27 protein-coding genes are annotated in these 21479 nt (G+C 65.3%); 8 read left to right on the top strand and 19 right to left on the bottom strand.

Annotation, left to right across the window (positions count from 1 at the left end):
* The first annotated feature begins 9 nt into the window (after positions 1 to 9).
* Complete coding sequence (locus FPY90_RS02915; RefSeq protein ID WP_071215145.1) at positions 10 to 732, top strand: AAA family ATPase; 723 nt, start codon at positions 10 to 12, stop codon at positions 730 to 732.
* Between the two features lie 50 nt (positions 733 to 782).
* Here FPY90_RS02915 and FPY90_RS02910 read toward each other — a convergent pair whose 3' ends face one another.
* The 5 genes from FPY90_RS02910 to FPY90_RS02890 form a co-directional block, all read right to left on the bottom strand.
* Positions 783 to 956, bottom strand: a complete 174-nt coding sequence (locus FPY90_RS02910; protein WP_175475474.1) for a hypothetical protein — start codon at positions 954 to 956, stop codon at positions 783 to 785.
* 80 nt (positions 957 to 1036) lie between these two features.
* A complete protein-coding gene (locus FPY90_RS02905) occupies positions 1037 to 1858 on the bottom strand; it encodes a DUF1206 domain-containing protein (RefSeq protein WP_071215146.1) in 822 nt (273 codons plus the stop codon).
* A 344-nt stretch (positions 1859 to 2202) separates the two neighbouring features.
* Entirely contained in the window at positions 2203 to 2625 is a 423-nt protein-coding gene (gene arfB / locus FPY90_RS02900) for an alternative ribosome rescue aminoacyl-tRNA hydrolase ArfB (protein ID WP_071215147.1), read from the bottom strand.
* A gap of 96 nt (positions 2626 to 2721) precedes the next feature.
* Complete coding sequence (locus FPY90_RS02895; RefSeq protein ID WP_071215148.1) at positions 2722 to 3114, bottom strand: VOC family protein; 393 nt, start codon at positions 3112 to 3114, stop codon at positions 2722 to 2724.
* A 425-nt stretch (positions 3115 to 3539) separates the two neighbouring features.
* Positions 3540 to 3944: a VOC family protein gene (locus FPY90_RS02890; RefSeq protein WP_071215149.1), complete on the bottom strand. Its 405-nt coding sequence runs from the start codon at positions 3942 to 3944 to the stop codon at positions 3540 to 3542.
* A 76-nt stretch (positions 3945 to 4020) separates the two neighbouring features.
* On the opposite strand from FPY90_RS02890, the gene FPY90_RS02885 reads away from it, so the two are divergent.
* A complete protein-coding gene (locus tag FPY90_RS02885; RefSeq protein ID WP_071215150.1) occupies positions 4021 to 4266 on the top strand; it encodes an LbetaH domain-containing protein in 246 nt (81 codons plus the stop codon).
* A 7-nt stretch (positions 4267 to 4273) separates the two neighbouring features.
* A complete protein-coding gene (locus tag FPY90_RS02880; RefSeq protein WP_071215151.1) occupies positions 4274 to 4816 on the top strand; it encodes a TetR/AcrR family transcriptional regulator in 543 nt (180 codons plus the stop codon).
* On the opposite strand, the gene FPY90_RS02875 is transcribed toward FPY90_RS02880, so the two are convergent.
* The 7 genes from FPY90_RS02875 to otnK all read right to left on the bottom strand — a co-directional run bounded on the left by FPY90_RS02875 (position 4813) and on the right by otnK (position 11322).
* Positions 4813 to 5226 carry a helix-turn-helix domain-containing protein gene (locus tag FPY90_RS02875; RefSeq protein WP_071215152.1) on the bottom strand — a complete coding sequence of 138 codons (414 nt, stop codon included), beginning with the start codon at positions 5224 to 5226 and terminating at the stop codon, positions 4813 to 4815. The genes FPY90_RS02880 and FPY90_RS02875 overlap by 4 nt on opposite strands.
* 147 nt (positions 5227 to 5373) lie before the next feature.
* Positions 5374 to 5970 carry a 3-oxo-tetronate 4-phosphate decarboxylase gene (otnC, locus tag FPY90_RS02870; RefSeq protein WP_498685491.1) on the bottom strand — a complete coding sequence of 199 codons (597 nt, stop codon included), beginning with the start codon at positions 5968 to 5970 and terminating at the stop codon, positions 5374 to 5376.
* A gap of 72 nt (positions 5971 to 6042) precedes the next feature.
* On the bottom strand, positions 6043 to 7494 hold the full coding sequence (locus FPY90_RS02865) for a GntP family permease (RefSeq protein WP_498683700.1): 1452 nt from the start codon (positions 7492 to 7494) through the stop codon (positions 6043 to 6045).
* A 27-nt stretch (positions 7495 to 7521) separates the two neighbouring features.
* Positions 7522 to 8484, bottom strand: coding sequence for a D-erythronate dehydrogenase (gene denD, locus FPY90_RS02860; RefSeq protein ID WP_498683698.1), 963 nt, complete (start codon positions 8482 to 8484; stop codon positions 7522 to 7524).
* Positions 8485 to 8498: 14 nt separating this feature from the next.
* Entirely contained in the window at positions 8499 to 9245 is a 747-nt protein-coding gene (locus tag FPY90_RS02855) for a DeoR/GlpR family DNA-binding transcription regulator (RefSeq protein ID WP_498683696.1), read from the bottom strand.
* Between the two features lie 32 nt (positions 9246 to 9277).
* Complete coding sequence (gene otnI / locus FPY90_RS02850) at positions 9278 to 10057, bottom strand: 2-oxo-tetronate isomerase (RefSeq protein ID WP_071215156.1); 780 nt, start codon at positions 10055 to 10057, stop codon at positions 9278 to 9280.
* A gap of 17 nt (positions 10058 to 10074) precedes the next feature.
* A complete protein-coding gene (gene otnK / locus FPY90_RS02845) occupies positions 10075 to 11322 on the bottom strand; it encodes a 3-oxo-tetronate kinase (RefSeq protein ID WP_071215157.1) in 1248 nt (415 codons plus the stop codon).
* Positions 11323 to 11731: 409 nt separating this feature from the next.
* On the opposite strand from otnK, the gene FPY90_RS02840 reads away from it, so the two are divergent.
* Together FPY90_RS02840 and FPY90_RS02835 are read left to right on the top strand one after the other, a co-directional pair.
* Positions 11732 to 12301, top strand: a complete 570-nt coding sequence (locus FPY90_RS02840; RefSeq protein WP_071215158.1) for a winged helix-turn-helix domain-containing protein — start codon at positions 11732 to 11734, stop codon at positions 12299 to 12301.
* A gap of 138 nt (positions 12302 to 12439) precedes the next feature.
* Positions 12440 to 13579: an MFS transporter gene (locus tag FPY90_RS02835; protein WP_071215159.1), complete on the top strand. Its 1140-nt coding sequence runs from the start codon at positions 12440 to 12442 to the stop codon at positions 13577 to 13579.
* 12 nt (positions 13580 to 13591) lie between these two features.
* Here FPY90_RS02835 and FPY90_RS02830 read toward each other — a convergent pair whose 3' ends face one another.
* The 4 genes from FPY90_RS02830 to FPY90_RS02815 form a co-directional block, all read right to left on the bottom strand.
* Positions 13592 to 14161, bottom strand: a complete 570-nt coding sequence (locus tag FPY90_RS02830; protein ID WP_071215203.1) for a DapH/DapD/GlmU-related protein — start codon at positions 14159 to 14161, stop codon at positions 13592 to 13594.
* 132 nt (positions 14162 to 14293) lie between these two features.
* Entirely contained in the window at positions 14294 to 14716 is a 423-nt protein-coding gene (locus FPY90_RS02825) for a (R)-mandelonitrile lyase (RefSeq protein ID WP_286135391.1), read from the bottom strand.
* A gap of 5 nt (positions 14717 to 14721) precedes the next feature.
* Positions 14722 to 15618, bottom strand: a complete 897-nt coding sequence (locus FPY90_RS02820) for a helix-turn-helix transcriptional regulator (protein ID WP_498683690.1) — start codon at positions 15616 to 15618, stop codon at positions 14722 to 14724.
* A 137-nt stretch (positions 15619 to 15755) separates the two neighbouring features.
* Positions 15756 to 16052 (bottom strand): hypothetical protein, encoded by a 297-nt coding sequence (locus FPY90_RS02815; protein WP_071215205.1) that lies wholly within the window; start codon positions 16050 to 16052, stop codon positions 15756 to 15758.
* Between the two features lie 133 nt (positions 16053 to 16185).
* On the opposite strand from FPY90_RS02815, the gene FPY90_RS02810 reads away from it, so the two are divergent.
* Together FPY90_RS02810 and FPY90_RS02805 are read left to right on the top strand one after the other, a co-directional pair.
* On the top strand, positions 16186 to 17256 hold the full coding sequence (locus FPY90_RS02810) for a helix-turn-helix transcriptional regulator (protein ID WP_071215161.1): 1071 nt from the start codon (positions 16186 to 16188) through the stop codon (positions 17254 to 17256).
* Between the two features lie 123 nt (positions 17257 to 17379).
* Entirely contained in the window at positions 17380 to 18231 is an 852-nt protein-coding gene (locus tag FPY90_RS02805) for a helix-turn-helix transcriptional regulator (protein WP_498683686.1), read from the top strand.
* On the opposite strand, the gene FPY90_RS02800 is transcribed toward FPY90_RS02805, so the two are convergent.
* The gene (locus tag FPY90_RS02800) at positions 18168 to 18656 is read right to left on the bottom strand and encodes a hypothetical protein (protein ID WP_071215163.1); all 489 of its coding nucleotides are present in this window, start codon (positions 18654 to 18656) and stop codon (positions 18168 to 18170) included. The two genes, FPY90_RS02805 and FPY90_RS02800, sit on opposite strands and share 64 nt — an antisense overlap.
* 118 nt (positions 18657 to 18774) lie before the next feature.
* Positions 18775 to 19512, bottom strand: a complete 738-nt coding sequence (locus FPY90_RS02795; RefSeq protein ID WP_071215164.1) for an SOS response-associated peptidase — start codon at positions 19510 to 19512, stop codon at positions 18775 to 18777.
* A 538-nt stretch (positions 19513 to 20050) separates the two neighbouring features.
* On the opposite strand from FPY90_RS02795, the gene FPY90_RS02790 reads away from it, so the two are divergent.
* Entirely contained in the window at positions 20051 to 20647 is a 597-nt protein-coding gene (locus tag FPY90_RS02790) for a GNAT family N-acetyltransferase (RefSeq protein WP_071215206.1), read from the top strand.
* A 128-nt stretch (positions 20648 to 20775) separates the two neighbouring features.
* Here the strand turns inward: FPY90_RS02790 and FPY90_RS02785 are convergent, their stop codons facing one another.
* Complete coding sequence (locus FPY90_RS02785) at positions 20776 to 21360, bottom strand: hypothetical protein (RefSeq protein ID WP_498683685.1); 585 nt, start codon at positions 21358 to 21360, stop codon at positions 20776 to 20778.
* Between the last annotated feature and the right edge of the window lie 119 nt (positions 21361 to 21479).

The raw sequence follows: 21479 nt of genomic DNA, 5'->3' as shown, positions 1-21479 counted from the left end.
CCGCCACCGATGAGGCTCTCCAGCTTGCCGATCCGCCGGATCGCCGAACACGAGCTTTCCCCCGCACCGCGCAACCAGTGGCCCCAGACGCTCCCGCCGGTGCGCCAGCTGCTGGACCAGGGTCTTGACTTCGGTGCAGCCACGGTCTTCGTGGGCGAAAACGGTTCGGGGAAATCCACGCTTATCGAAGCCATAGCGCTGGGCTACGGGCTGTCCCCGGAGGGCGGCTCCACCGGGGCGCAACACAGCACCCGTGCCACCGAATCGGGCATGGAGAAGCACCTGCAGCTGGTGCGGAACATCGGTGCCAGCCGCCGCGGATACTTCCTGCGCGCCGAAACCATGCACGGTTTCTATACCTACCTGGAGGAAAATCCCACGCTGCGGCGCAAGGATCCGGAATTCCATACCATGAGCCATGGCGAATCGTTCCTCGAGCTGATCGTGGACAGGTTCCGCGAGGGCGGGCTGTGGGTTCTCGACGAGCCCGAGTCCGCACTCTCGTTCTCCGGGTGCCTGGCCCTGGTGGGAATCCTGAAGGACCTCATGGCGCAGGGCGATTCGCAGGTCATCATGTCCACGCACTCGCCGCTGCTCGCTTCCCTGCCCGGGGCCGACATCTACGAGGTCGGCCCGTGGGGGCTGCGGCACAGCGCCTGGGACGAGCTGGACCTGGTGACCAACTGGCGCTCCTTCATGAACCTGCCCGAACGCTACCTGCGCCACCTATAAAAAAGGTGTGCAGGGCACGTGGCCCTGCACACCCGGCAAGCCCCCGGCGGTTACTGCCCGGAGTCGGACGGCGCCGCATCCGGGTCGAAATCCTCGGACAGGGCACCGCCCTCGCTCTTCCACTTGGACAGCTGCTTCTCGCTGACTTCGCGTTCGTCGGTGTTGGGTGTCAGGTTGTTTCCGGGCTCTTCGTTTTCGGCCATGTTCCGGTTCTCATCACTCATGAGGCCCACGCTAGCCGCTTCGCGGAGTGCAGGCCAGCCTTCCGTCGGCCTCCGCGCGCCGCACGAAGCCGCGCAGGCATTCAGTCCATCTTCGCCAAGCGGGACTTGGCGATCTGGAACAGCCCGTAGCACCCCAGGCCAACGCCGATGAAGACCAACGCGTATACGCCGAAGGGTTGGCTGCGCAGCGCCTTGAGCGCACCATCGAGCCCCGTGGATTCCTCGGGATCCGCCTGCACCGTGGCAACGATGACCAGCAGCCCCACCAGGAACAGGGCCACGCCCTTGGCAACGTAGCCCAAGACGCCCAGCACCACGGTTGCCTGCCGCAAGGCCTTCGAGGCAGGAAGGGACAGCTGCTTGGCAAACGACTTCAAGATGCCCCTGGCCGCAAAGACGATTCCGGTCACGGCAATGCCGGCTCCGATGAGCAGCAAGAGCGCGGGGCCGAAGGGCATGGACATGATGCCGGCCGTGGCGTCGCTGGTGGACTCGCTGCTGTCCTTGCGGTTGCCCAAGGCAAAAGAGCCGAACCCGACGGAGAGTGCGAGAAAAACGATGCCCTGGCCGGCGGCGGACAGCTTTTTGCCCAGCTTCGTCCTTGCCGGGGCGCGGCGGTATCCAAAAAGGACTTCGCTTATCTGCCACAGCCCCAGGGCCAGGCAAGCGATGCTGCCGATCCACACCAGGGCGTACCCGGCAGGTTGGGCCGCCAGCTGTGCCATCGCGCCGCTCTGCTCGGCATCCTTGGAATCCCCGAAGGCCAGCCTGACCGCAATGATCCCGACCAGGACGTGCAACAGGCCGCTGACGGCAAAGCCGGCCCTGGCGGCAATCACGAATGCCCGGGAATTCGAGGCATCTTCGGCGGCGTTGGCGACGTCGTTCAGTTCTTTCTTCATGCGGGTCCCCCTTGGCTGCGCCCACGTGGGGAGCTGCGTGTCGGTAACGACATCCTGCCACCGTTCGGGGCGGACGCATACATTTTCCCCCATCCCCGAACCCGGTGGGGTCAACCACCTGAAGCTTCCGGCCACGGGCCTGGAACGCAGCCGCACTTGACAGGCCGGCAGGCCCGGGTTTCGGCAGCTGATGGAAGTCGGCAACGAGGGAACCTCCGTCGGGCTGGCCACGCAACATCCGCGCGGAGGACCTGGGCCGGGCCTGTGGCTCGACCGGACGGGCACGATCTACGCCGCCTCCACTGCTGGCCATGAGCCCGGCACAACGCACCGCGGCAGGACCGCTACTCGGCCGAGGGCCGCTGCCGCTGCTGCTTCGTGGCCGAGCGCTGCGACTTCGCGGCGAGCCGGCGGCGTTGGGAGCCCTTGGTCGGCTTGGTGGCACGCCTGCGCGGCGCATCCGGCGCCAGCGCCGAGGCCAGCATCCCGGCGAGCTTCTGCAGCGCAATCTCGCGGTTGCGCAGCTGGGAGCGCTGTTCGGAGGCCGAGATGGTGAGCACGCCGGAAACGAGCTTCGAATCCAGGCGCGAGACCAGGCGCTCGCGCTGCGCGTCGGTCAGCACGCGGGAGCCGGCAATGTTCCAGGACAGCTCGACGCGGCTGTCCGAGGTGTTCACGTGCTGACCGCCGGGCCCCGAGGAACGTGAGAACCGCCAGTCGAGCTCGGATGCCGGAATCGACAGCGCCGGTGAAATCTCCAGATCCATGCTTCAAGCATCGCATGGTCCGGGGACGCTCATGCCCCTGCGCCGGGCAGGGGGCACCCGGTCCCTGCCGGCAGGGCAGGGACCGGGCGGGGCCACCTATGCCTGTGCGTGCTCCTCGTGGAGACACAGGATGTTGCCGTCGGGGTCCTTGAACCACGCGGCCTTCTCCGATCCAAGGACACAGACGTGGTCGACGGTCTTCAGGTCCGGCAGGTCGTAGTCCTCAAAGACCACGCCGCGGCCATCGAGGTCGCCGATCGCGTCGGCGATGTCGTTGACCTCGAAGCTGGCAGCGGTGTGGGTGGAGGGCTTGGCCTGCGGATCGCTGAGCAGGGCAATCGAACCGGCACCGGCGAGGGTGAAAACGAGGTTGCCGTCCGCTGCCTTGCCCCGGAAGGGAAGGCCCAGGGCATCCTCGTAGAACTTCCGCGACCGCTCGGCATCGGTGACGGGAATGATGGTGGTCAATGGGCTGGTCGAAAGTGACATGGGGAACCATCCTCGGGTGGAAATCTGGCCCTCCAATTTTACGTCCGGATCCGCGAAAAAGAGGCCCGGAAGCGTGAGCGCAGGTGTGGCGCGCGGGGGGGTATCGCGGCACGTCGGCACGTCATACACTGGGCCTGCAACCACCATCGACGGAAGTGAGCGGCCATGACCATCCCACAGCCTCCCGAGCCCCCGGACCGGCCGGCCGAGCCCGGCCGTGTTCCGCCGACTCCACCGATTCCGCCCGGGCCTCCCGTGCCGCCCTACGATCCGCCGCCGGACCCGGGGCCGTTGCCGCCCCGGCCCGATCCGCAGCATCCGTATCCGCCCGTTGAACCGGACCCGATCGGACCGGTTCCGCCAATCAGGTAGGCACGGGGCCAACAACAGCGGGCCCGCTGCGCTTGGTCCGCCGAAGGGTTAGGCTACTGGCGCTGCGAGAGCCGGATCAAGTTGCCCGAGGGGTCCCTGAACGCGCAGTCCCGCGGGCCCCACGGCTGTTCGATGGGCTCCTGGAGGACCTCGGCCCCGGTGGCCCGCACCTGCTCGAAGAGTCCGTCCAGGTCGGAGGTGGAAAAGACCGTCATCGGCAGCACCCCCTTGGTGAGCAGTTCCTGGATGGCGTTGCCGTCGGCCTCCGAGCGCCCTGCGTGCGGGTCCGAGAGCACGATGCCCAGCCCCGGCTGGGTGTCGGAGCCCAGGGTGACCCAGCGGTGCTCTCCCGAGGCGACGTCGTTTTCCACCTTCAGGCCCAGCCCGTCGCGGTAGAAGGGAATGGCCGCGTCGACGTCGTTGACGGTGATGTGTGAGTACTGCAGTGAAATATCCATGGCTCAACCATAGGTCCGGGTGGACCGGGGGCGCTTCTTGAATCCTGCTCGATGCCAACATGCCGCCAGGCACGTCATGGTCGATTTCGTGGGGCATCTGGGCGAGCACGTGGAGATCAAGCCACCGCCGTTCGTGGACTACGGGACCCAGCTGTCGATCGGCGAGCGCACCTTCACCAGCCACAACCTCACGACCCTGGACGCCGTCCCGATCAGCATCGGGAACAACAGCGTCATCGGCGCCGGTTCGGTGGTCACCGGGGACGTTCCGGCCAACGTGGTGGCGGTGGGCAATCCCGCCCGCGTCATCAAGAACCTCTAGGTCCTAGGTGTCCACCCGCAGGGTCGATCCGGACCGCCGCGAACGCATCATCGACTGCGCGGTGGAGCTGATTGCCTCCCAAGGCGTGGCGGGCACCTCGCCCCGCAAGGTCGCGGCGCTCGCCGATGTGCCGCTGGGCTCGATGACCTACCATTTCCCCTGCATGGACGAGCTGCTCGAGGCGGCTTTCACGCGCTTTGCCGCCGAGGTCGGCGAGCGCTTCGCCGCGGGGCTTGCCGGTGAATTTGCCGGCGCGAAGCTGGTTGCGGCGTTGGTGGAGCTGATCCACGACGATGTGCTGGATTCCCGCCGTTCCCTGGTCCTGACCATGGAGCTGTATGCGCTGGCGGCGCGCGATGCGCGGTTCAGGAACATCACCCAAGGCTGGCTCGAGATCAGTGCCCGGGCCCTGGAACGCCACATGGACGCGGCAACGGCGCACCAGGTTGATGCACTCATCGAGGGGATCTCCATCCACCGCGCCCTGGGCACCGCACCCCCGTCGCGGGAGCTGACGGCCGAGGCGCTGCGCAAGATCCTGGGGGCCTAGTACCGGGGCGTCCTGGTGCTCTTGGGGCGGGTAACGGACTTGGCGATGCAGGCGGGCATGGCTTCCACCGCCGCATGTTCCCGGTTGCGGTAGCCGCTTGGGCTTTCCCCGGTGATTTGGGTGAAGCTGGTGCTGAAGGAACCCAGCGAGGTACACCCCACCTCCATGCAGGCGTCGGTGACGCTGACCCCGGCGCGCAGCAGGGCCATGGAACGCTCGATGCGCCGGGTCATCAGGTACGCGTAGGGGCTCTGCCCGTAGGCGGCCTTGAACTGCCGGGAGAAATGCGCCGGGGACATGAGGGCCTTGGTCGCCATGGTGGGTACATCCAGGGGTTTCGCGTATTCGCGGTCGATCATGTCCTTGGCCCTGCGCAGGGCGGTGAGCGTTTCAAGCTCGGATTGCTTCATGGAATCGAGGCTATCAGCGCTTCCCTTACTCGACGTGGCAGCCCGTCAGGCCGCTGGCCACGAAAAGGCCCGTAGCCGGCGACTGCATAGCAATCACCGGCCACGGGCCCTTTATCGCCCAGATAGGACGACCACAGCCGACCGGTGCTACCGGTTCATCAAGGCATCAATCTCTGCTGCTGTCAGCGGACGGGTATCCCGCCCGCGAAGCAACAGCGCCAGCTGCGCGGACACTTCCAGTTCCTCGGCGGAATCCACCGCATTAACCAGACTCTTCCCAGCGACAATGCTTCCGTGGTTGCCCAGGATAATGGCTTTGGCCTCCCGGGCGGCTTCAAGGATGTCGCGCTCCATGCCGGGGTCCCCCGGCTTGTAGTAGGGAACCAAGGGAATGTCTTCGCCCAAGCGCATCACCAAGTACGGGGTGTGTGGCTTGATCAGAGGCCCGTTGCTGGGTGCCAGGCAGCTGAGCGCTGTCACATGCGTGGAGTGCAGGTGGACGATGGCCCCGGTATCTGGCCGTGCCTCGTACATGGCGCGGTGCATAACGACTTCCTTGGAGGGGGCGTCGCCCGAAATGTGGTTCCACCCGTGGTCCAGGAGCGACAAGCTCTCGGCGTCCAACCGCCCCAGCGATGAGTTCGTGGGTGTCATCAGGTAGCCATCGGCCACGCGGACACTGATGTTGCCGGCGCTGCCCACCGAGTATCCACGCTGGAAAAGGCTTGCCGACAACTCCACCATTTCTGCTCTAGTCTCGAGAAACTTCACTTACTGCCCTTTGCTTTGGAATGTTGGTGGATGGGTGAGTACCCATCAGAGGAAGATGTCGGCGACCAGGATCGTGACCAGGGCCGTGGCCCAGGCCACCGTGGTCGGAATGGACCAGGTCAGGATCTGCCGCTTCACGTCGGTGACTCCAAGCATGCGGTTGACGACCCAGAACAGGCTGTCGTTGAAGTAGCTGAACACCATGGCGCCCAAGCAGGCAGCCTGTGCGGCCAGGACCATGTTGACGTCGGGGATCTGGGCAAGGATCGGCGCAGAGAGTGATGCCGAGGTGATGATGGCAACGGTTCCGCTGCCCTGCACCAGGCGGACCATGGTTGCGATCAGGAACGGGATCAGGATGCTCGGCAGCGGGAGGGTCGAGACCCACTGGCCGATGGCATCGCCAACACCGCTGTCTCGCAGCACCGCGCCGAGCGCTCCACCGCCACCGGTGACCAGCAGGATGATGCCGGCCGATTCAACACCCTTTTCCATCTCGGCAAGAACGGAGTTGCGGTCCATCTGGCGGGCCAGCCCGTAGATGGCCAGCAACACGCCGATACCCACAGCGATCACCGGGTTGCCGATGAATGAAGCGATTTGGACAACCATGTCCGGGATGGCTCCGTCGGTGGCCTTGGCAACAGCCGAGATGCCGGTGTTCAGGAAGATCAAGACGATGGGCCCGAGAACCGGAAGCAGGGAAAGGAACAGGGAAGGGAGTTCCTTCAGGCGTTCATCCGCAAGCTCGTTGAATTCCTTGAAGGCTTCCTTGGCGGTGGTCTTGTCATCGGCGACGGGCAGAATGCTGTCCCCGCCTCCGGTCGCCACAGACACCGAAACCGGTGCCATGGCCTCGATCTTGGGGCCAGCGAAACGAGCGTAGAGCGTGACGGTCACCAGCGCAGGCAGGGTCAGCAGCAACCCGTAGAGGATCATGTCGCCAATCGACACGCCGTAGATGCCTGCGGCACCCAGCGGGCCCGGAGTCGGCGGGACCGCGTGGTGGGTCAGCACCATGCCGCCGGCCATGGCGATGCCCAGCGTCAGCTTCGAGCGGCCGGTGCTGGTGGACAGCGCCTTGACCAGCGGGGTGAGGATCACGAATGCGCTGTCCACGAAGATCGGGATGGAGATGATGTAGCCTGCGACCGACAGCGCCCAGTCTTCACGCTTGCTGCCAAGCCAGCGGATCATGGAGATGGCCAATTTCTCGGCGGCCCCGGAAACTTCCAGGATGCGGCCCATCATCACGCCGAAGCCGACGACCAGGCCAATGGTGGCAAGGGTGGAGCCGAATCCGGCGGTGATCGAGGCGACCGCCGCTTCGGGTGTCATGCCGGCGGCCAGCGCGGCAATGGACGCCGCGATGATCAAGGCCAGCAGTGCATGCACCTTGGTCTTGAGCACAAGGAAGATAAGCACTGCGATGGCAACCACAAGCCCGACGATGGCCGCCGGGCTGGCAGTTGCGATTGTTTCAACCGCAAAATTCATGGTGGTGTTCCTAGGATCTGGGGAGAGTTAGTTCGCGATGAAATCGTCGCGGTATTGCTGGACGACTTGGTCGAAGTCGGTGTCGGAGACGAAACCGAGGCTGCGCGTGCGTTCGACGTCGAAAGCACCAGGCCAGGAGCCGACGATCGCATCGATCTTCGCGTCGTAAGCGATCTCCACCAGGTCCCGCGCCTGTTGGCCACCGACACGGGCCAGGCTTTCGAGCATTTCCCCGGCTGTGACGCTCAGTCCCGGGACGTTGAGCACCCGCCAGCCGCCGAGCAGCTCTCCACCAAGCTCAAAGGCATGGACCAGGTTGGCCACCGCGGCGTTGGGCGAGGAAAGCCACATCTTCGTTTCAACCGGCACCGGGCACACCGATCCGGTGCCGTTCAGTGGTTCGCGGATGATCGAGCTGGCAAAGGACGATGCCGCGGAGTTCGGCTTGCCCGGGCGCACGGAAATGGTCGGCAGGCGGCAGATGCGCCCGTCGATGTATCCCTTGCGGGTGTACTCGTTGACCAGCAGTTCGCCGATGGACTTGACCATGCCGTAGGTCGACTCCGGCTGCGTGGCCAGGTTCTCCGGGACGGTCTGTGGCATTTCCCCGCCGAAGACGGCCAGGGAGCTGGTGAACACGAAGCGCGGGGCGGCCTTGGTTTTCCGGGCCGCCTCAAGCAGTGCCCGGGTTCCGTCGACGTTGACGTTCATCGCCAGGTCGAAGTCTTCCTCGGAGCCGCCACTGAGTACGGCAGCGAGGTGGAAGATGCCCACGGTGTCCTCTGTGACCAGCCCGTGGAGCAATTCAATGTCGCCGATGCTTCCCTTGACCGAGGTGACGCGCGAATCGTCGACCGGGCATTCTGCCAGGTCCAAGGATACGATCTGGTCGAATTCCACGGTGCCGGTGCCTGCATCCTTGCGCTCCAGGAGCAGCTGGATGACGCGGCTGCCGAGGAATCCGCCTCCGCCGGTAACTATGATTTTCATCTTTGAAACTTTCTTTAGTTGGGGAATTCGAGATGGGGGTCGACCAGGGTGAGGGGAATACCCAGTTCCTTGATCTTCTCGACCGCCGAATCGGCAAGTCCGGAATCGGTGATGATTCCGTCGATGTCGGTGAGCTTGACTGCCTGCAGGCTAGCCACCCGGCCGTACTTGCTGCTGTCGCTCACCAAGATGGTGCGTGCGGCGGTCTCCTTGATGGCCCGTTTGACCGCCAGTTTGGCGTCGGTGGGCACGGAGGTTCCGCGCAGATCAAAGGAGGAGGTGGACATGAACGCCACATCGACGTTGAACTGGGCAATCATGCGTGCGGTCAGTGAACCGTCCGACGAGAGGTTGGCACGGTCCAGGGCGCCTCCGGCGAAGTAGAGTTCATTGCTCGAGCGTTCGGAGAGGCTCAGGGCAATCGACAGGTCGTTGGTCACGAAGACCATGTTCGGCATCGGGGCCAGATATTGGGCGATGGACAGCGTGGTAGTTCCGGCGTCAAGGAACACCACGTTGCCGGGCTGGACCTGCTCGGCGGCAGCCCGTGCGATGGCAAGCTTCTGCGCTTGCTGCAGGCCTTCCTTGACCGTATGCGACTGGTCCAGGGCCAGTCGCTCGGGCCTGCTCACTCCTCCGGGGACAGAGACGACACGGCCGAGTTCCTCGAGCCGGTGGATGTCGCGGCGCACCGTCATGTGAGATACGCCCAAGACCTCGACAAGGCTGGTGATGCTGACGCTTCCTTGTTCTTGAAGCATCTGAAGGATGGCGCGCTGGCGCTCGAGGGGAATCACTTGGCGTCGCTTCGGTACGCGGCGAGCCATCCCAGGCCCGCGGTGGTTTCCCCTGCCGGCCGGTATTCACACCCCACCCATCCGCGATATCCCGCGGCATCCAATTCGGCCAGCACGTAGGGGTAGTTCAGCTCCCCGGTATCCGGTTCGTTGCGCTCGGGCACCGAGGCGATCTGGATGTGGCCGATGGAATCGATGGAATCGCGCATCAGCATGGTGACATCGCCCTCGGTGATTTGGGCGTGGTAGTAGTCGAACTGCAGGCGGGCGTTTGGCCGGTCGATCCGCTCAAGCAGGTCGACAGCCTGGGCAACGCTGCCCAGGAAATATCCGGGCATGTCGCGGGCGTTGATCGGTTCGATCAGCACCTCGATGTCAAGCTCGGTCGCCAGGTCGGCCGCATACCGCACGTTCTCGACATACAGGGCCTCGGTCTCAGCGGTGACTTCGCTGATTCCTGCCATGATGTGGATCTTGGGGCAGGCGAGGGCCCGGGCATAGTCCAAGGCCTGGGTGATCGAATCCCGAAAGTCCTGTTGTCGTCCTTCCAACGTGGCCAGCCCGCGCTCGCCGCCGCCCCAGTCCCCCGCGTGGGCGTTGAAAAGGGCTTGTTCGAGAGAGTGGGCCTTTAGCTTGTCAGCGATCTGAGACTTCTCGAAGTCGTAGGGGAAGAGGTACTCGACGGCGTTGAAGCCAGCGGTCGCCGCGGCCTCGAAACGCTCCAGGAACGGCAATTCGGTAAACATCATGGACAGGTTCGCGGCAAATTTCGGCATGATCGGCTTTCCTGGTCCTACTGGGCTTGGCTGAAGAAATCGATGGTTCCGAAGTTTCCCGATTTCAAGGCCAGGTCGACCTGTCCATCAAGTGACCGGACCCAGGGAACGCCCGGGGCGATCGGTTCTCCCACCTCGAATCCCGTGACGCCCAACGCGGTGGTGACCGAACCGGAGGTTTCGCCGCCAGCCACCACCATGCGCTGGATTCCGTCCTCCACCAGACGGATGGCGATTCGGCCGAAGAATCCCTCGATGGCCTGGCTTGTTTCGACCGAACCGTAGGTCCGCTGGAGACGCTGCACTTCTTCAGGACCAGCAGTGGCGAAGATCAGCGGAGCAGGGCCGGTGGAGGGCTGATCACTGAACCACGCCAGAACATCCGCGTCGTAACCAGTTGGCGAGGTCAGCAGTCGGTCGACATCCACGGCGAGACAAGGGCCCTTGGTCTTGTAGTCGGCGACCTGGTCATTGGTCATGACCGAGCAGGAACCCGACAGGATCACGGCCGACCCGGCCTTTGGAGTGAAGGACGAGCGTTCACCCTTGGCTGTGGCCGGGAGCGCCCGGGCGATGGCTCCACCAAGTCCCGAGCCGCCAGTTACCAGGCGCATCTCGGCAACGGCCTCGCCCAGTACATTCAGGTGCCGGTCGTTGAGGGCATCGAGCACCGCATAGCGGTTTCCCGCGGCCTTCAGTTCGGCCAGGGCCTCGCCCACTGCTTCGCGACCCCGTTCAACGGTGTCCACAGGAACCAGCCCGGTGGTCCCCCGGGACTGGCCGTCCATGAGACGAACCAGGCTTGAATCGGCCATCGGAGTGACCGGGTGGTTGCGCATTCCCGATTCGTGGAGTGGCACGCCGTTGACGAATAGGTACCCCTGGTAGGTGGTGCGCCCGTTGACCGGCAGCGCCGGGCAGACGACGGTGAAGTTCTCGTTTAAGGCGTTCAGGAGCGCATCGGTGACAGGACCTATGTTCCCCTGGGCGGTGCTGTCGAACGTTGAACAATATTTGAAGAAGATCTGTCGGGCACCGGCGGTCTTGAGCAGTTCAAGGGCCTGCAACGACTGTTCAATGGCTTCATATACTGGATTCGAACGGCTCTTGAGGCTGACCACTATTGCCTGCACGTCATCGGCAATGGCGTCGAGCGATTGGATGCCCGATAGCTGGATGGTCTTCACCCCGTTGGCCACGAGAAAACTCGCGATGTCGGTCCCACCCGTAAAGTCATCGGCGATTACACCAAGCTGAACACCCATGTTCACTCCCCGTCTGCCGCGGCGCCTTCACCGCTATTTACAATGTTTCACAAAAGTTACCATATTCACACACCCAGGAGCAATGGCACGCTTGACAGGCGAGATTGTGGCCCGGTGCAAAACTCACCAATGGCCAAGGATCAGCAACACCCGGGCCGGCCCGACATGGCCAATGGGATCATTGTGTTCACAAATATTCCCATCATCCGCAACCGCGTCACATGCCCAAGTAACGCGCACCACAGGGGGTCTTCGCCGTGCGCATGCCCCGCGCCCCGAGGCCGGTGGCCACCGAGAGGGGGTCCCGCACGGCCCGCGGCCTGCCCATCGCGCAATGCACTCAGCAGTCGGCGGACGCCATATCGAAAGAACTCTTGCGAAAGGGTTCTTTCGATAGTACATTTGGCGCATGGACATCACCGACCCCAAGGCCATGCGGGCACTGGCCCATCCCCTGCGCATCCGGCTCCTGGAGCTTGTCGGCACCCAGGGCCCGATCACCGCAGCCCGCTGCAGCGAGTACGTCGGCGAAAGCCCGGCCAACTGCTCGTTCCACCTGCGCACCCTGGCCGAGCACGGTTACATTGAGCGCGCACCCGGAGCCACCGGTCGCAACAGGCCCTGGCAAATCACCGACGTCACCCAGAACCTGGACCGGAACAAGGTGGACCCGGATTCCCTGTCGGCAGCCCTGGCCCTTGGCGACATGCTCCAAAACTGGGAATTCGAACGCCTGCGTGCCGGACGGCACCTGCCGGTTCCCGAAACCTGGAAGGGGCACCTGTTCGAGGCCGGTTCGACGCTGTTCCTGACCCCCGAGGAAGCCGACACCCTCAATGAGCGGTACAACGAACTCATTGCCCCGTTCCTGGATCGCATCACCGACCCGACCCGGCGCCCAGCTGCGTCCGCCCCCGTGCGCGTCTTCATGGCCACCACCCTGGCCCACGACCTCATCCGCAAGGGCGATGAGTCGTGAAAGCGCTGCTGTCCATCCTGGTCTTCCGCAGGTTCACCGGCGTCTGGACCATCGGCAACCTCGCCGACAGCGCCCTGATTCCTGACCCTGTCCATCTGGGCCAAGGACATCTGCGGTTCCTCGAGCGCGGCCGGCCTCGTGTTCCTGGCACTGGGACTGCCCATTGTCTTTTCCCCGCTGGTCGGAACGCTCGCCGACAGGTTCGAACGCCGCAGGCTACTGGTGGCGGGCAACGCGCTGTCCGCCGGCAGCGCCCTGCTGCTCCTGCTGGTCGCCGGACCCGGGGACCTCTGGCTGATCTACGCGGTGGCATTCAGCTATGGACTGCTGGGAATCCTCAACGGCGCAGCCCAGTCCGGGCTGGTGCGCGACATGCTCGATGACGAGCACCTGGACAGCGCCAACGGGATGCTCTCCACGATCGACCAGGGGCTGCGGATCTTCACTCCCCTGCTGGGCGCGGCCCTCTACACGGTGTGGGGCGGCGACGCGCTGGCCCTGGGCGTCGCCGGGGTGCTGTTGCTCACCGCACTCCTGTTGCTGACGGTCTCCGTGCAGGAATCGGCCCCCGAGGCGGCCTCCGAACGCGGCGGGTTCTGGCACGAGAACTCCGCCGGGTTCCGCCACCTGGTCCGGATCCCGTTGCTGTGGCGCATGGTGCTGGTCACCGCAACCGCGCTGGGCGTCATCGGGATGTTCGACTCGGCACTCTTCGAACTTATCGACAAGGGCCTGGGCCTGGAACCGGCATTCTTCGGGGTGCTCATGAGCCTGCAGGGAGCAGGGAGCATTCTTGGCGGCCTGACCGCGGCTACGCTGATGCGCAGGGCCGGGCCGGGCCGGGCAGTCGGCCTGGGGCTGGCATTGGTCGCGCTGGCGGCGTTTGCCGCGGCGTCCGATCTGGTGCCGCTGGTCGCCGGCCCCGGGTTGCTGCTGGCCTTCGTCATCCCCGCGCTGTTCCTGGCCGGCGTGGGTGTGCCATGGATCTTCGTGGCGCTGGTGACCACCCGCCAGCGCATGACCCCTGCGCGGCTGCAGGGCAGGGCCGCAGCCGCCACCAACCTGGTGCTCAACGTCCCGCAACTGGCGTCGATCGCGGCGGGCGCACTGCTGGTGGCGGTGGTGGACTACCGCTGGCTGATGCTCGTTGCCGGCACGGTGGTCGCCGCCTGTGCGCTGGCCATGCTGCGGCGCGGGCACCCCGGGGCCGTGCCCGGCCCCGGGGTGCCGGACACCGCAGCCGCGGCGGCAGGCGAAGAACGGCAACGCCCCCGGTGACTCCGGTGCACGCTACCCGGTGACGGTGCGCACCACCCGTGCGGGGGAACCCACCACCACGGCTCCGGCCGGCACGTCCCTGGTGACGACGGAGGCGGCAGCCACCACGGCGTCGTCCCCGACGCTGACCCCGGGCAGGATGGTGGCGTTGGAGCCGATCCACACGTTGCGCCCGATCACCACGGGTGCCGGATGCATGTCCGCGCGGCGGCTCGGGGCGAGGTCGTGGTTCAGCGTTGCGATCACCACGTTGTGCCCGATGAGCGTGCCGTCCCCGATGGTTACCCCGCCCTGGTCCTGGAACTTGCACCCGGCGTTGATGAAGATCCGCTTCCCCAGGGTGATGTTCCTGCCGAAGTCGGCGTTGAAGGGCGGGAAGAGGGTCACGCTTTCATCCACCGGTTTCCCGGTCAGCTGCGCGAGCAGCTCCCGGACCCGCTCCGGCTCGTGGTAACCGCCGTTGAGCTCGCCGGTGATGCGCAGCGCTTCCTGGCTGACCCGGTGCATGATGCCGTGCAGGGGCGAGTCCCCCGTGATGGTGTGCCCGGCATCCAGCTGGGCGATCAGGTCGTTGAGTTCCATGGTGTCCTTGTCATTCGGGTGGCGGTTCAAGTTGACCGCACCGGTTGATGCCTTCGAGTCCGGCAAAATGCAGGGGCGCGCTGCTCCCGGACCGCGCGTCACGCCTTGCCCCATCCGTGCCCCTGACAGTGTCTAGGCCTTGCCGCTGCCCGGGCGGCGGTAGTCGCCCTCGGCGACGTGTTCGAGCCACCGGGTGGTCTGCGAAGGGTCATCCGCGTTCTCAAGCATCGCCAGGTGCTCCATGAAGTCTTCCGGCGTGGCGCCGTGCCAGTGTTCCTCCCCCGCGGGGCAGTACACGGTTTCGCCGGGCACAGCTTCCACGACCGTGCCGTCGCGCGTGCCGAACAGGGCGACACCACTGGTCACGTGCAGGGTCCGGCCCCTGGCGTGGGAGTGCCATGCCGTGTGGGCCCCGGGGGCGAAGCGGACCCGGGCGACGATCATCCCTTGGCCTTCCTCCTGCGGAGAGGCGATGGGGTCCACCCAGACGTCGCCGGTGAACTGCTCCGGGCCGTTCTTGGTGGTCGGGGCCTTGGGCAGGAATTTGTGTGCCACGGTTTCTATTTCCTTTCCCCTGCGCGAAGAGCGGGGTTGTTGGCGATGCGGGTCTTGTTCCATGAACCGAGCAGCTGGAGCTTCTGGTGGGATTCCGAGCCCGGTTGTGCCGTGTAGACCATGAGCTTCAGCCCCGGGTCTGCGGTGATGGCCAGTTCCTCGTAGGCCAGGACCAGCTCCCCCACCTCGGGGTGGTTGAACCGCTTGGTTCCCGTGCCGTGGGTGCGCACGTCGTGGGCGGCCCACAGGGTGCGGAAGCTCCCGCTTTGGGTGGACAGTTCGCCGACCAGATCCTGGATGCCGCGGTGCTGCGGGTCCTTCCCCGCCTCGTTCCGGATGATGGCTACGCACATTTGCGCGAACAGCTCCCAGTCCGGGTAGAAGTCCTTGGACGCGGGGTCCAGGAACTGGAACCTGGCAAGGTTCGGCGTCCGTCCGCCGCCGTCGCCGATCACCGGCGAATAGAACGCGCTGCCCAGTTCGTTGACGGCCAGCAGGTCCTGGGCCTCGTTGCGCACGAAGGCCACGGAGTCCTTCATCGAGTCCATGACCCACTGCAGGGATTCACGCGGCGGCCGGGCAGGGGACGCGGGGCGGCGTTGGCGCCCCGAGGTCGGTATGCCGTCGGCGGCGCGGGCCAGGTCGAACAGGTGCGCCCGCTCGGTCTCGCTGAGCATCAGGGCGCGGGCCAGTGCGTCCAATACCGACGACGAGGCCCCGGCAATCGCTCCGCGTTCAAGCTTCGCGTAGTACTCCACGCTGACTCCTGCGAGGCTTGCCACCTCGCCGCGGCGCAGGCCGGCAACCCTCCGGTTGCCGTACACCGGCAGGCCGGCACGCTCCGGGGTGACCTTGGCCCGGCGCGACATCAGGAACTCGCGCACTTCCGACCTGTTATCCATGTCCTTAAGCGTACGGGTGGCCGTCCGGATGAGGGATACCCTCCCAGGGCGCCTTTCCTTTTCGCGTGCCGCAGGGCTGGATGCCCCTGGATCCGACGGGCGAGCCGCCGGGTCCGGAGGGGCATCCGACAGGTCGCTTAGGCCCGGCTGTCACCATCCACCTGCTCCACGATCCGCGTCTTGGGTCCCGAGGCCAGCGCGGGCGAAGCCGAGGGAATGGCCCAGACATCCGACCGCAGCCGGTCCAGGAACTCCTGGGCCTGCGCGTGCGAGGCGAAGTCGAGGTCCAGCACCACGTAGTGCCGGTCATCGACGGGACGGAAGATGCGTTCGGCCAGGACGCCGGAGCGGATCCGCCCCAGCGGGTCGTTGCCGTACGCCCCCTTCCACATCTCGAAGTCCTTCACTCCGTGTTCTATCTGAAGCGTATACATCGTGGCTTCCTTTCCCTTGGTGCCGATGGCCTGAGCGTAGGCGCAGCCCCCGGTGGCCCGCCATCCCAGTTTTCTGGGGTCCACCCGCACCCGGACATCCTCCCGGCATGGGGCCGGCGCGCATACTTGTCACATGGGAAGCAGGTGGGCCGCCGAACGCCTTATCCAACGTGTCACGGCGCTCGATGAGGCACGGCTCGAGAGCCACGCCTACCGCCGTGAGGTGCTCGAGGAACTCTCGGCCTCGATCGGGCATGAGGCCTGGGTGTGGCCGTTGGCCGACCCGATCACCACTGTCGGGATCTCCCCGATGGCTCAGGTCCCGGGCACAGCGGAACTGCCCCTGTTGATCACCCTGAAGTACGCCACGGCGCTGAACCGGTGGACCACCCTGCCAGCTGCCCCGGCGCGCGCCGTCTCGCTGGCCGCGGCCACCGACGGCGAGCTGTCCCGCAGCGAGTCCTGGGCCGGGGTCCTGCGCAGGCACTCGATCACCGATGTCCTGTCGATTGTTTTCGCGGACAGGTGGGGCACCTGGGGCTGGCTTGATTTGTGGCGGGGCCACGGGGACGGCGTGTTCACCGCCGCCGAGGCGGAACAGCTGTCATCGCTGGCCCCGGCGATCACCGCCGGCCTGCGGCATTGCTCGGCGAGGCAGTTCCAGGCCGGCAACGGTGGCGCAGCACCGCCCCACCCCCAGGCGGTGCTGGTGCTGGCCGAAAACCTGGGCATCATCAGCCAGACCGAAACCGCGAACCTCTGGCTGGAGCTGCTGCAACCCGGGCCCCGCCCGCACCAGGGCATCCCGGCGGAGGTGCTCAACGTGGCCGCCCAATTACTGGCCCAAGAGCGCGGCATCGATGCGCACCCGGCCGGTTCGCTGGTCCACGTGGGCTCCGGGGTCTGGGCGCGCTTGTCGGCAACCCGCATGAACACTCCGGCGGACAGGGCTCCGGCACCCATCGCGGTGACCATCCAGGACGCTTTGCCCGCCGAGCGCATGGCGGTCTTTGGGAGGTGTTTCGCCCTGAGCCCGCGCGAAAGCCAGCTGCTCGGACTTGCCGCGAGCGGGCTGGACACCGCTGCGTTGGCCCGCGCCCTGGGCATCGGCAGGTACACCGTCCAGGACGACTTCAAGTCCCTCTTTGCCAAGTGCGGGGTGCAAAGCCGCGGCGCCCTGGTGGCCATGGCCGCCGGCCACTGACCCAGCGGCGCAACGGCACAGCGGGAGGCACCGCCCAGCGCCCCTCCCGCCCGGGCTCGGGGCAGCGTAGCATGTCCCCCAACGGGTACTTCGTCGCAGCGTGCTTGGGAGGGGACCACCTGCATGGACAACATTAGCCGCCTTCGTGAACGATGGCTCGACACCGCCGCCGGGATACTGCAGGAAACGGACCCGGGAACGGCCCGGAAACTGTTGAACGAAGCCCTGCTGGAGTCGTTTCACGCGTTTGCGGCAGTGAAGGCCCCGCTGGCTGCCCCGGGCGGACTCAGCGAGGTCTCGATCTTCGGGAACTACCCCGTGCTCGACACCGCGGCCTGGGAACTGGCTGCGCAGCGGGCAGGTGCCGACCACCCGATGTTCGCGTACCACAACACCACCTCCGACACCGCGCCGGTGACCCTGCTTGAGGTCTGCGAGCGAGGCTGGGCGATCTCCGAGTTCGCCGACTCCATGATCGAGCGGCTCGGCGTGGGCCGGCACCAGCTCTCGCTGCCGCTGGGCACGGCCGAAACGCAGTCTGCAACCTACGGCTTCGTCAGCGACGGGGTCTACCGGGATTCCGACCGCCAGTCCGCACGCTTCCTCCAGCCGATCGTGCGCGGCCTGGATACGCACATCCACCTCCTCGAATCCCTGCTGCCCGGACCCGCGGCCGAACCGGAGCGCCCACTGACCGCGCGCGAGCTGTTGGTCCTTGCCCTGGTGGCCCGGGGCTGCACGGCCCACGGCATCGCCACCCGGCTGGGCGTCTCGCACCGCACGGTGCACAAGCACCAGGAGAACCTGTACCGAAAACTGGGCGCGGTGGACCGCCTGTCGGCGGTCCTCCGCGCCCAGCAATGCGGGCTGCTCCCCCGGCAGCCCGCCGGTGCCGATGTTCGTCCCGGAGTCTACGCCGGGAATTCACACACCCCGCTTGACACCGCATCGCCCAGCGCCTGGCCCAGCAGCTGATCCAGGGCACCGATGTGGTTCCCGATGTAGCCGATGGCACGGCTCTCCTTGCCCGAGCCGAGCAGTCCCGGGCCCGAGTTCCCGGACGCGTTGGCCCAAGCGGCAAACGAGTTCTCCGAGATGCTCGAGTTCATATAGATCAGCGGCACATGCGAGATGCCCTCGGCTTCCATCCACGGCTCCAGGTAGGGGGCCAGATCGATCTTGCCCACGCAATCCGGGGCAACCTCCGCGATGATGAACTGCTCGGCCAGCACGTCCAGCGGCATCCAACGCTTTTGTTGCAGCTGCTGTGCGTAGGCCGCATCGCTCCACTGCTTCTTGAAGCATTCGTGCGCCAGCGCCGCCGGCGCCGCCACCACCGACACCAATGCCACGGCCCCGGTGGCCGCAGCCGCCCGGATCCCCCAAGTCCTGATACCCATGTTGATTCCTCCAAGGTTGGTGGCGCGTTCCCTTCGCACCGACAGGCACCAGTCTTCCCCGGGGGCGCGGCCGGGGCCATACGCAGTCGTACGTAGCCGGCGGGAGGCGGGCTCAGCCTCAGAACAGTCCCGAGTGCTCCTCTACGAGTTCAGGCCCGTCGTTGCGGACGTTGCCGACCGCGGAATCGACCTCGCGCAACTCCCAGCCTGAGGCAACCTCGTCGGCACCGGCGCGCGCCATCTCCACGAGCTCGGCCGCGCTCTTGTCCTCGGGGTCCAGCCATTCGGCCATGGCGTCCTTCGACAGCGGGATCGGCAACCTGTCATGCAGGCCGTGCAGCTTCGCCAACACCTCGGATTCCGAGTCGGCTGCCGGGGACGGGCAGGTGAGGATCGTGGTGGAGAGCAGCCACTGGTCAGGGTCGCCATCCTCCTTGGACGGGTCCTTCCACCATTCGTAGAGCCCGGCAAAGAAGATCAAGGACTTGTCGGCGGGGTGGACGTAGAACGGGCGCTTCTTGGCCTTGGGGGTGTCCCCGGCCAGCCATTCGTAGTACCCCTCGGCCGGGACCGCGCAGCGCCGGGCCTTCGCCGCGGCACGGAAGGTCGGCTTCTCGGTCACGGTCTCGCTGCGGGCATTGAACGCCCGCACGCCCACGGATGCTTCCTTGGCCCACCCCGGCACCAGCCCCCACTTGGCCACATGCACCTGCCGGTGCAGCTTCCCGTCGATCAGCCGCTCCAGCACGATCGGCACGTCGGTGGTCGGGGCGATGTTCCAGGACTGCCGCAGCTCGAGGTTTGCATCCGCTTCGGCCTCGGCCTCCGCGACAAGGTCTCCGATGGCCTTGGCCATCACGTACCTACCGCACATTTCCATCGCCCCTTCATATTGCATTTCGCTTGATCGAAACAGCTCCGGGGCTATGGCACCTCGGAACCACTGCACTCCATAGACACCGTATCGTTTACGCGGTTCCACCGAAACGTCGCCGCGCTACCTCCCGAATATGTGGGCTTGTTCGGTTCGTCGGATCGCGGCGATGCCATATTGCGGAAGATATCGAATCCGTCTGTCACATCTCACCTCAAGTGGACCGATTTCACGACGCCTGGACCGTTTGGCAATACCTCGCTAAACACGACCCACCGGAACAGGAACCGATCACGCCCGTGCGTCTTCAGATCTCGCTCCCTTTAGGGCCCGCTCGCCGGGCATCTGACCGGACATCTCACCGGACGGGCCTTACGAGTCGGTATCTTCCTGTGAATCGCGAATTTCATGAAGCTTCAGGTCAACTCATGGTGCGTTCCGTTAGAGGACCGTCATACGGGACACATCCAGTCTTCATTCCGAACAACGTCTTGATGTTGAGCCACGCTAGACTCAAGTGGTGGACTTTACAGACGTAGCCCTGCTTGAAAGCCCGTTCATTCGACTCGAACCGCTTTCCGAGACACACCATGACGACCTCGTCGCAGCGGTTGAAACCGATGAACTTTGGCGGACGTGGTACACGCATATCCCCTCTCCTGCGACCATGGAAAAGGAAATCAAACGCCGGATCGCCTTGCACACCGAGGGTCGGATCGTTCCCTGGGCCATCATCGATCCACGGACTTCTCGCGCGGTGGGAATGACTACGTACTTGAACCTGGAACCAGCCAATCGTCGTCTGGAAATCGGGTCAACCTGGATCGGATCGAAAGCGCAAGGAACGGGCATCAACACCGCAGCCAAAATGCTCTTGCTCCAGCGAGCGTTCGAGGAACTGGGGTGCATTGCAGTTGAGTTCCGGGCGCATTGGCATAATCACCAATCCCGGCGCGCAATCGAACGACTCGGTGCCAAACAAGACGGCATTCTTCGCAATCACACGATCTTCGAGAACGGTACCGTCCGTGACACCGTGGTGTTCTCCATCATCGAAGCCGAATGGCCAACCGTCAAATTCGGGCTTGTCGAAAGGCTTAACGTCTACCAGAGATAGTCGCCCTCAGCGCCGCGTTGGCAGGGTCAGTGTCCCAGTTAGCGTTCCTCTTGCGGACGGCACTGCGCGGTGCAGAGGACTCTGGACCCGGTGCAGTCGACTGCGGGAAAGACAGGCAACAGCTTTCGCTACTCCGGAGGGGAAGCCGGGGCTACCAACCGTGGATCAAAGTGAGCGGTGGCACCGGGCGGCCCCTGCCATATCTTGATGAAACGCGGCAGGTCCTTGCCTCGCTCTGATCCGGAGGACAGGGCAAACGCCGGTGATGGCGGTTCCCTCCAGAACTGGACCAAGTGCCGTTCGACGGGAGATTCCACGGCGAGGTCAAAGGCCGTGTCGCGGCCCGTGGCGTGGAGCCTGGCCCGGTAGCTGCCCTTCTGATCACCCACGATGCTGCCGACGTTCTTCATCTCCCAGCCGGTGGGCGTGGTGAAGTACGCTCGGCCCTCCGGGAGCATCAGGGACACCTCGTGGATGTCTTCCCATCCTAGCGGGGTGGCTTCCGGCCTCGCTCGAAGGACCTCCACCGTCAGGCCAATGGGCCCTGAATGCACTCCGGTGTAGACCAATGGAACCGCCAGCCGAGTCTCCTGTCTCTCCCCGCGCATGGCCGCCCGCAGGGCCGCTGCGGGGTCCGCCGGAGGAAAGGGCTCCACGACAAAATCCACGACATTACCCCACGCATTGATGACGAAGGCTCCCGATTCGAACACAGGCCCTGCCTTTCAAACAACATGGAACGGACCCTTCCTGCTTCGATCACTCGCATTGAGCATAGGAGAGACCGGCGAATACAGAGCATGTTCGCGTGTGGATCGGCAGCAGGGATTCA

The sequence above is a fragment of the Arthrobacter sp. C2 genome (assembly GCA_024207135.1).
Lineage (GTDB): Bacteria > Actinomycetota > Actinomycetes > Actinomycetales > Micrococcaceae > Paeniglutamicibacter.
Note: the sequence above shows the minus strand (reverse complement) of the source record. Positions and strands in the feature narration are given on the sequence as shown.

Bases quoted from the DNA above. Each gene is read 5' to 3' on its own strand.
- FPY90_RS02885 (WP_071215150.1), top strand. From the start codon at position 4,021: ATGGTCGATTTCGTGGGGCATCTGGGCGAGCACGTGGAGATCAAGCCA.
- FPY90_RS02875 (WP_071215152.1), bottom strand. From the start codon at position 5,226: ATGAAGCAATCCGAGCTTGAAACGCTCACCGCCCTGCGCAGGGCCAAG.
- FPY90_RS02865 (WP_498683700.1), bottom strand. From the start codon at position 7,494: ATGAATTTTGCGGTTGAAACAATCGCAACTGCCAGCCCGGCGGCCATC.
- FPY90_RS02805 (WP_498683686.1), top strand. From the start codon at position 17,380: ATGGACAACATTAGCCGCCTTCGTGAACGATGGCTCGACACCGCCGCC.
- FPY90_RS02905 (WP_071215146.1), bottom strand. From the start codon at position 1,858: ATGAAGAAAGAACTGAACGACGTCGCCAACGCCGCCGAAGATGCCTCG.
- FPY90_RS02895 (WP_071215148.1), bottom strand. From the start codon at position 3,114: ATGTCACTTTCGACCAGCCCATTGACCACCATCATTCCCGTCACCGAT.
- FPY90_RS02915 (WP_071215145.1), top strand. From the start codon at position 10: ATGAGGCTCTCCAGCTTGCCGATCCGCCGGATCGCCGAACACGAGCTT.
- FPY90_RS02820 (WP_498683690.1), bottom strand. From the start codon at position 15,618: ATGGATAACAGGTCGGAAGTGCGCGAGTTCCTGATGTCGCGCCGGGCC.
- FPY90_RS02815 (WP_071215205.1), bottom strand. From the start codon at position 16,052: ATGTATACGCTTCAGATAGAACACGGAGTGAAGGACTTCGAGATGTGG.
- FPY90_RS02800 (WP_071215163.1), bottom strand. From the start codon at position 18,656: ATGGGTATCAGGACTTGGGGGATCCGGGCGGCTGCGGCCACCGGGGCC.
- otnC (WP_498685491.1), bottom strand. From the start codon at position 5,970: ATGGTGGAGTTGTCGGCAAGCCTTTTCCAGCGTGGATACTCGGTGGGC.
- FPY90_RS02840 (WP_071215158.1), top strand. From the start codon at position 11,732: ATGGACATCACCGACCCCAAGGCCATGCGGGCACTGGCCCATCCCCTG.
- FPY90_RS02910 (WP_175475474.1), bottom strand. From the start codon at position 956: ATGAGTGATGAGAACCGGAACATGGCCGAAAACGAAGAGCCCGGAAAC.
- FPY90_RS02810 (WP_071215161.1), top strand. From the start codon at position 16,186: ATGGGAAGCAGGTGGGCCGCCGAACGCCTTATCCAACGTGTCACGGCG.
- denD (WP_498683698.1), bottom strand. From the start codon at position 8,484: ATGAAAATCATAGTTACCGGCGGAGGCGGATTCCTCGGCAGCCGCGTC.
- FPY90_RS02890 (WP_071215149.1), bottom strand. From the start codon at position 3,944: ATGGATATTTCACTGCAGTACTCACACATCACCGTCAACGACGTCGAC.
- arfB (WP_071215147.1), bottom strand. From the start codon at position 2,625: ATGGATCTGGAGATTTCACCGGCGCTGTCGATTCCGGCATCCGAGCTC.
- otnI (WP_071215156.1), bottom strand. From the start codon at position 10,057: ATGCCGAAATTTGCCGCGAACCTGTCCATGATGTTTACCGAATTGCCG.
- FPY90_RS02795 (WP_071215164.1), bottom strand. From the start codon at position 19,512: ATGGCCAAGGCCATCGGAGACCTTGTCGCGGAGGCCGAGGCCGAAGCG.
- FPY90_RS02855 (WP_498683696.1), bottom strand. From the start codon at position 9,245: ATGCTTCAAGAACAAGGAAGCGTCAGCATCACCAGCCTTGTCGAGGTC.
- otnK (WP_071215157.1), bottom strand. From the start codon at position 11,322: ATGGGTGTTCAGCTTGGTGTAATCGCCGATGACTTTACGGGTGGGACC.
- FPY90_RS02830 (WP_071215203.1), bottom strand. From the start codon at position 14,161: ATGGAACTCAACGACCTGATCGCCCAGCTGGATGCCGGGCACACCATC.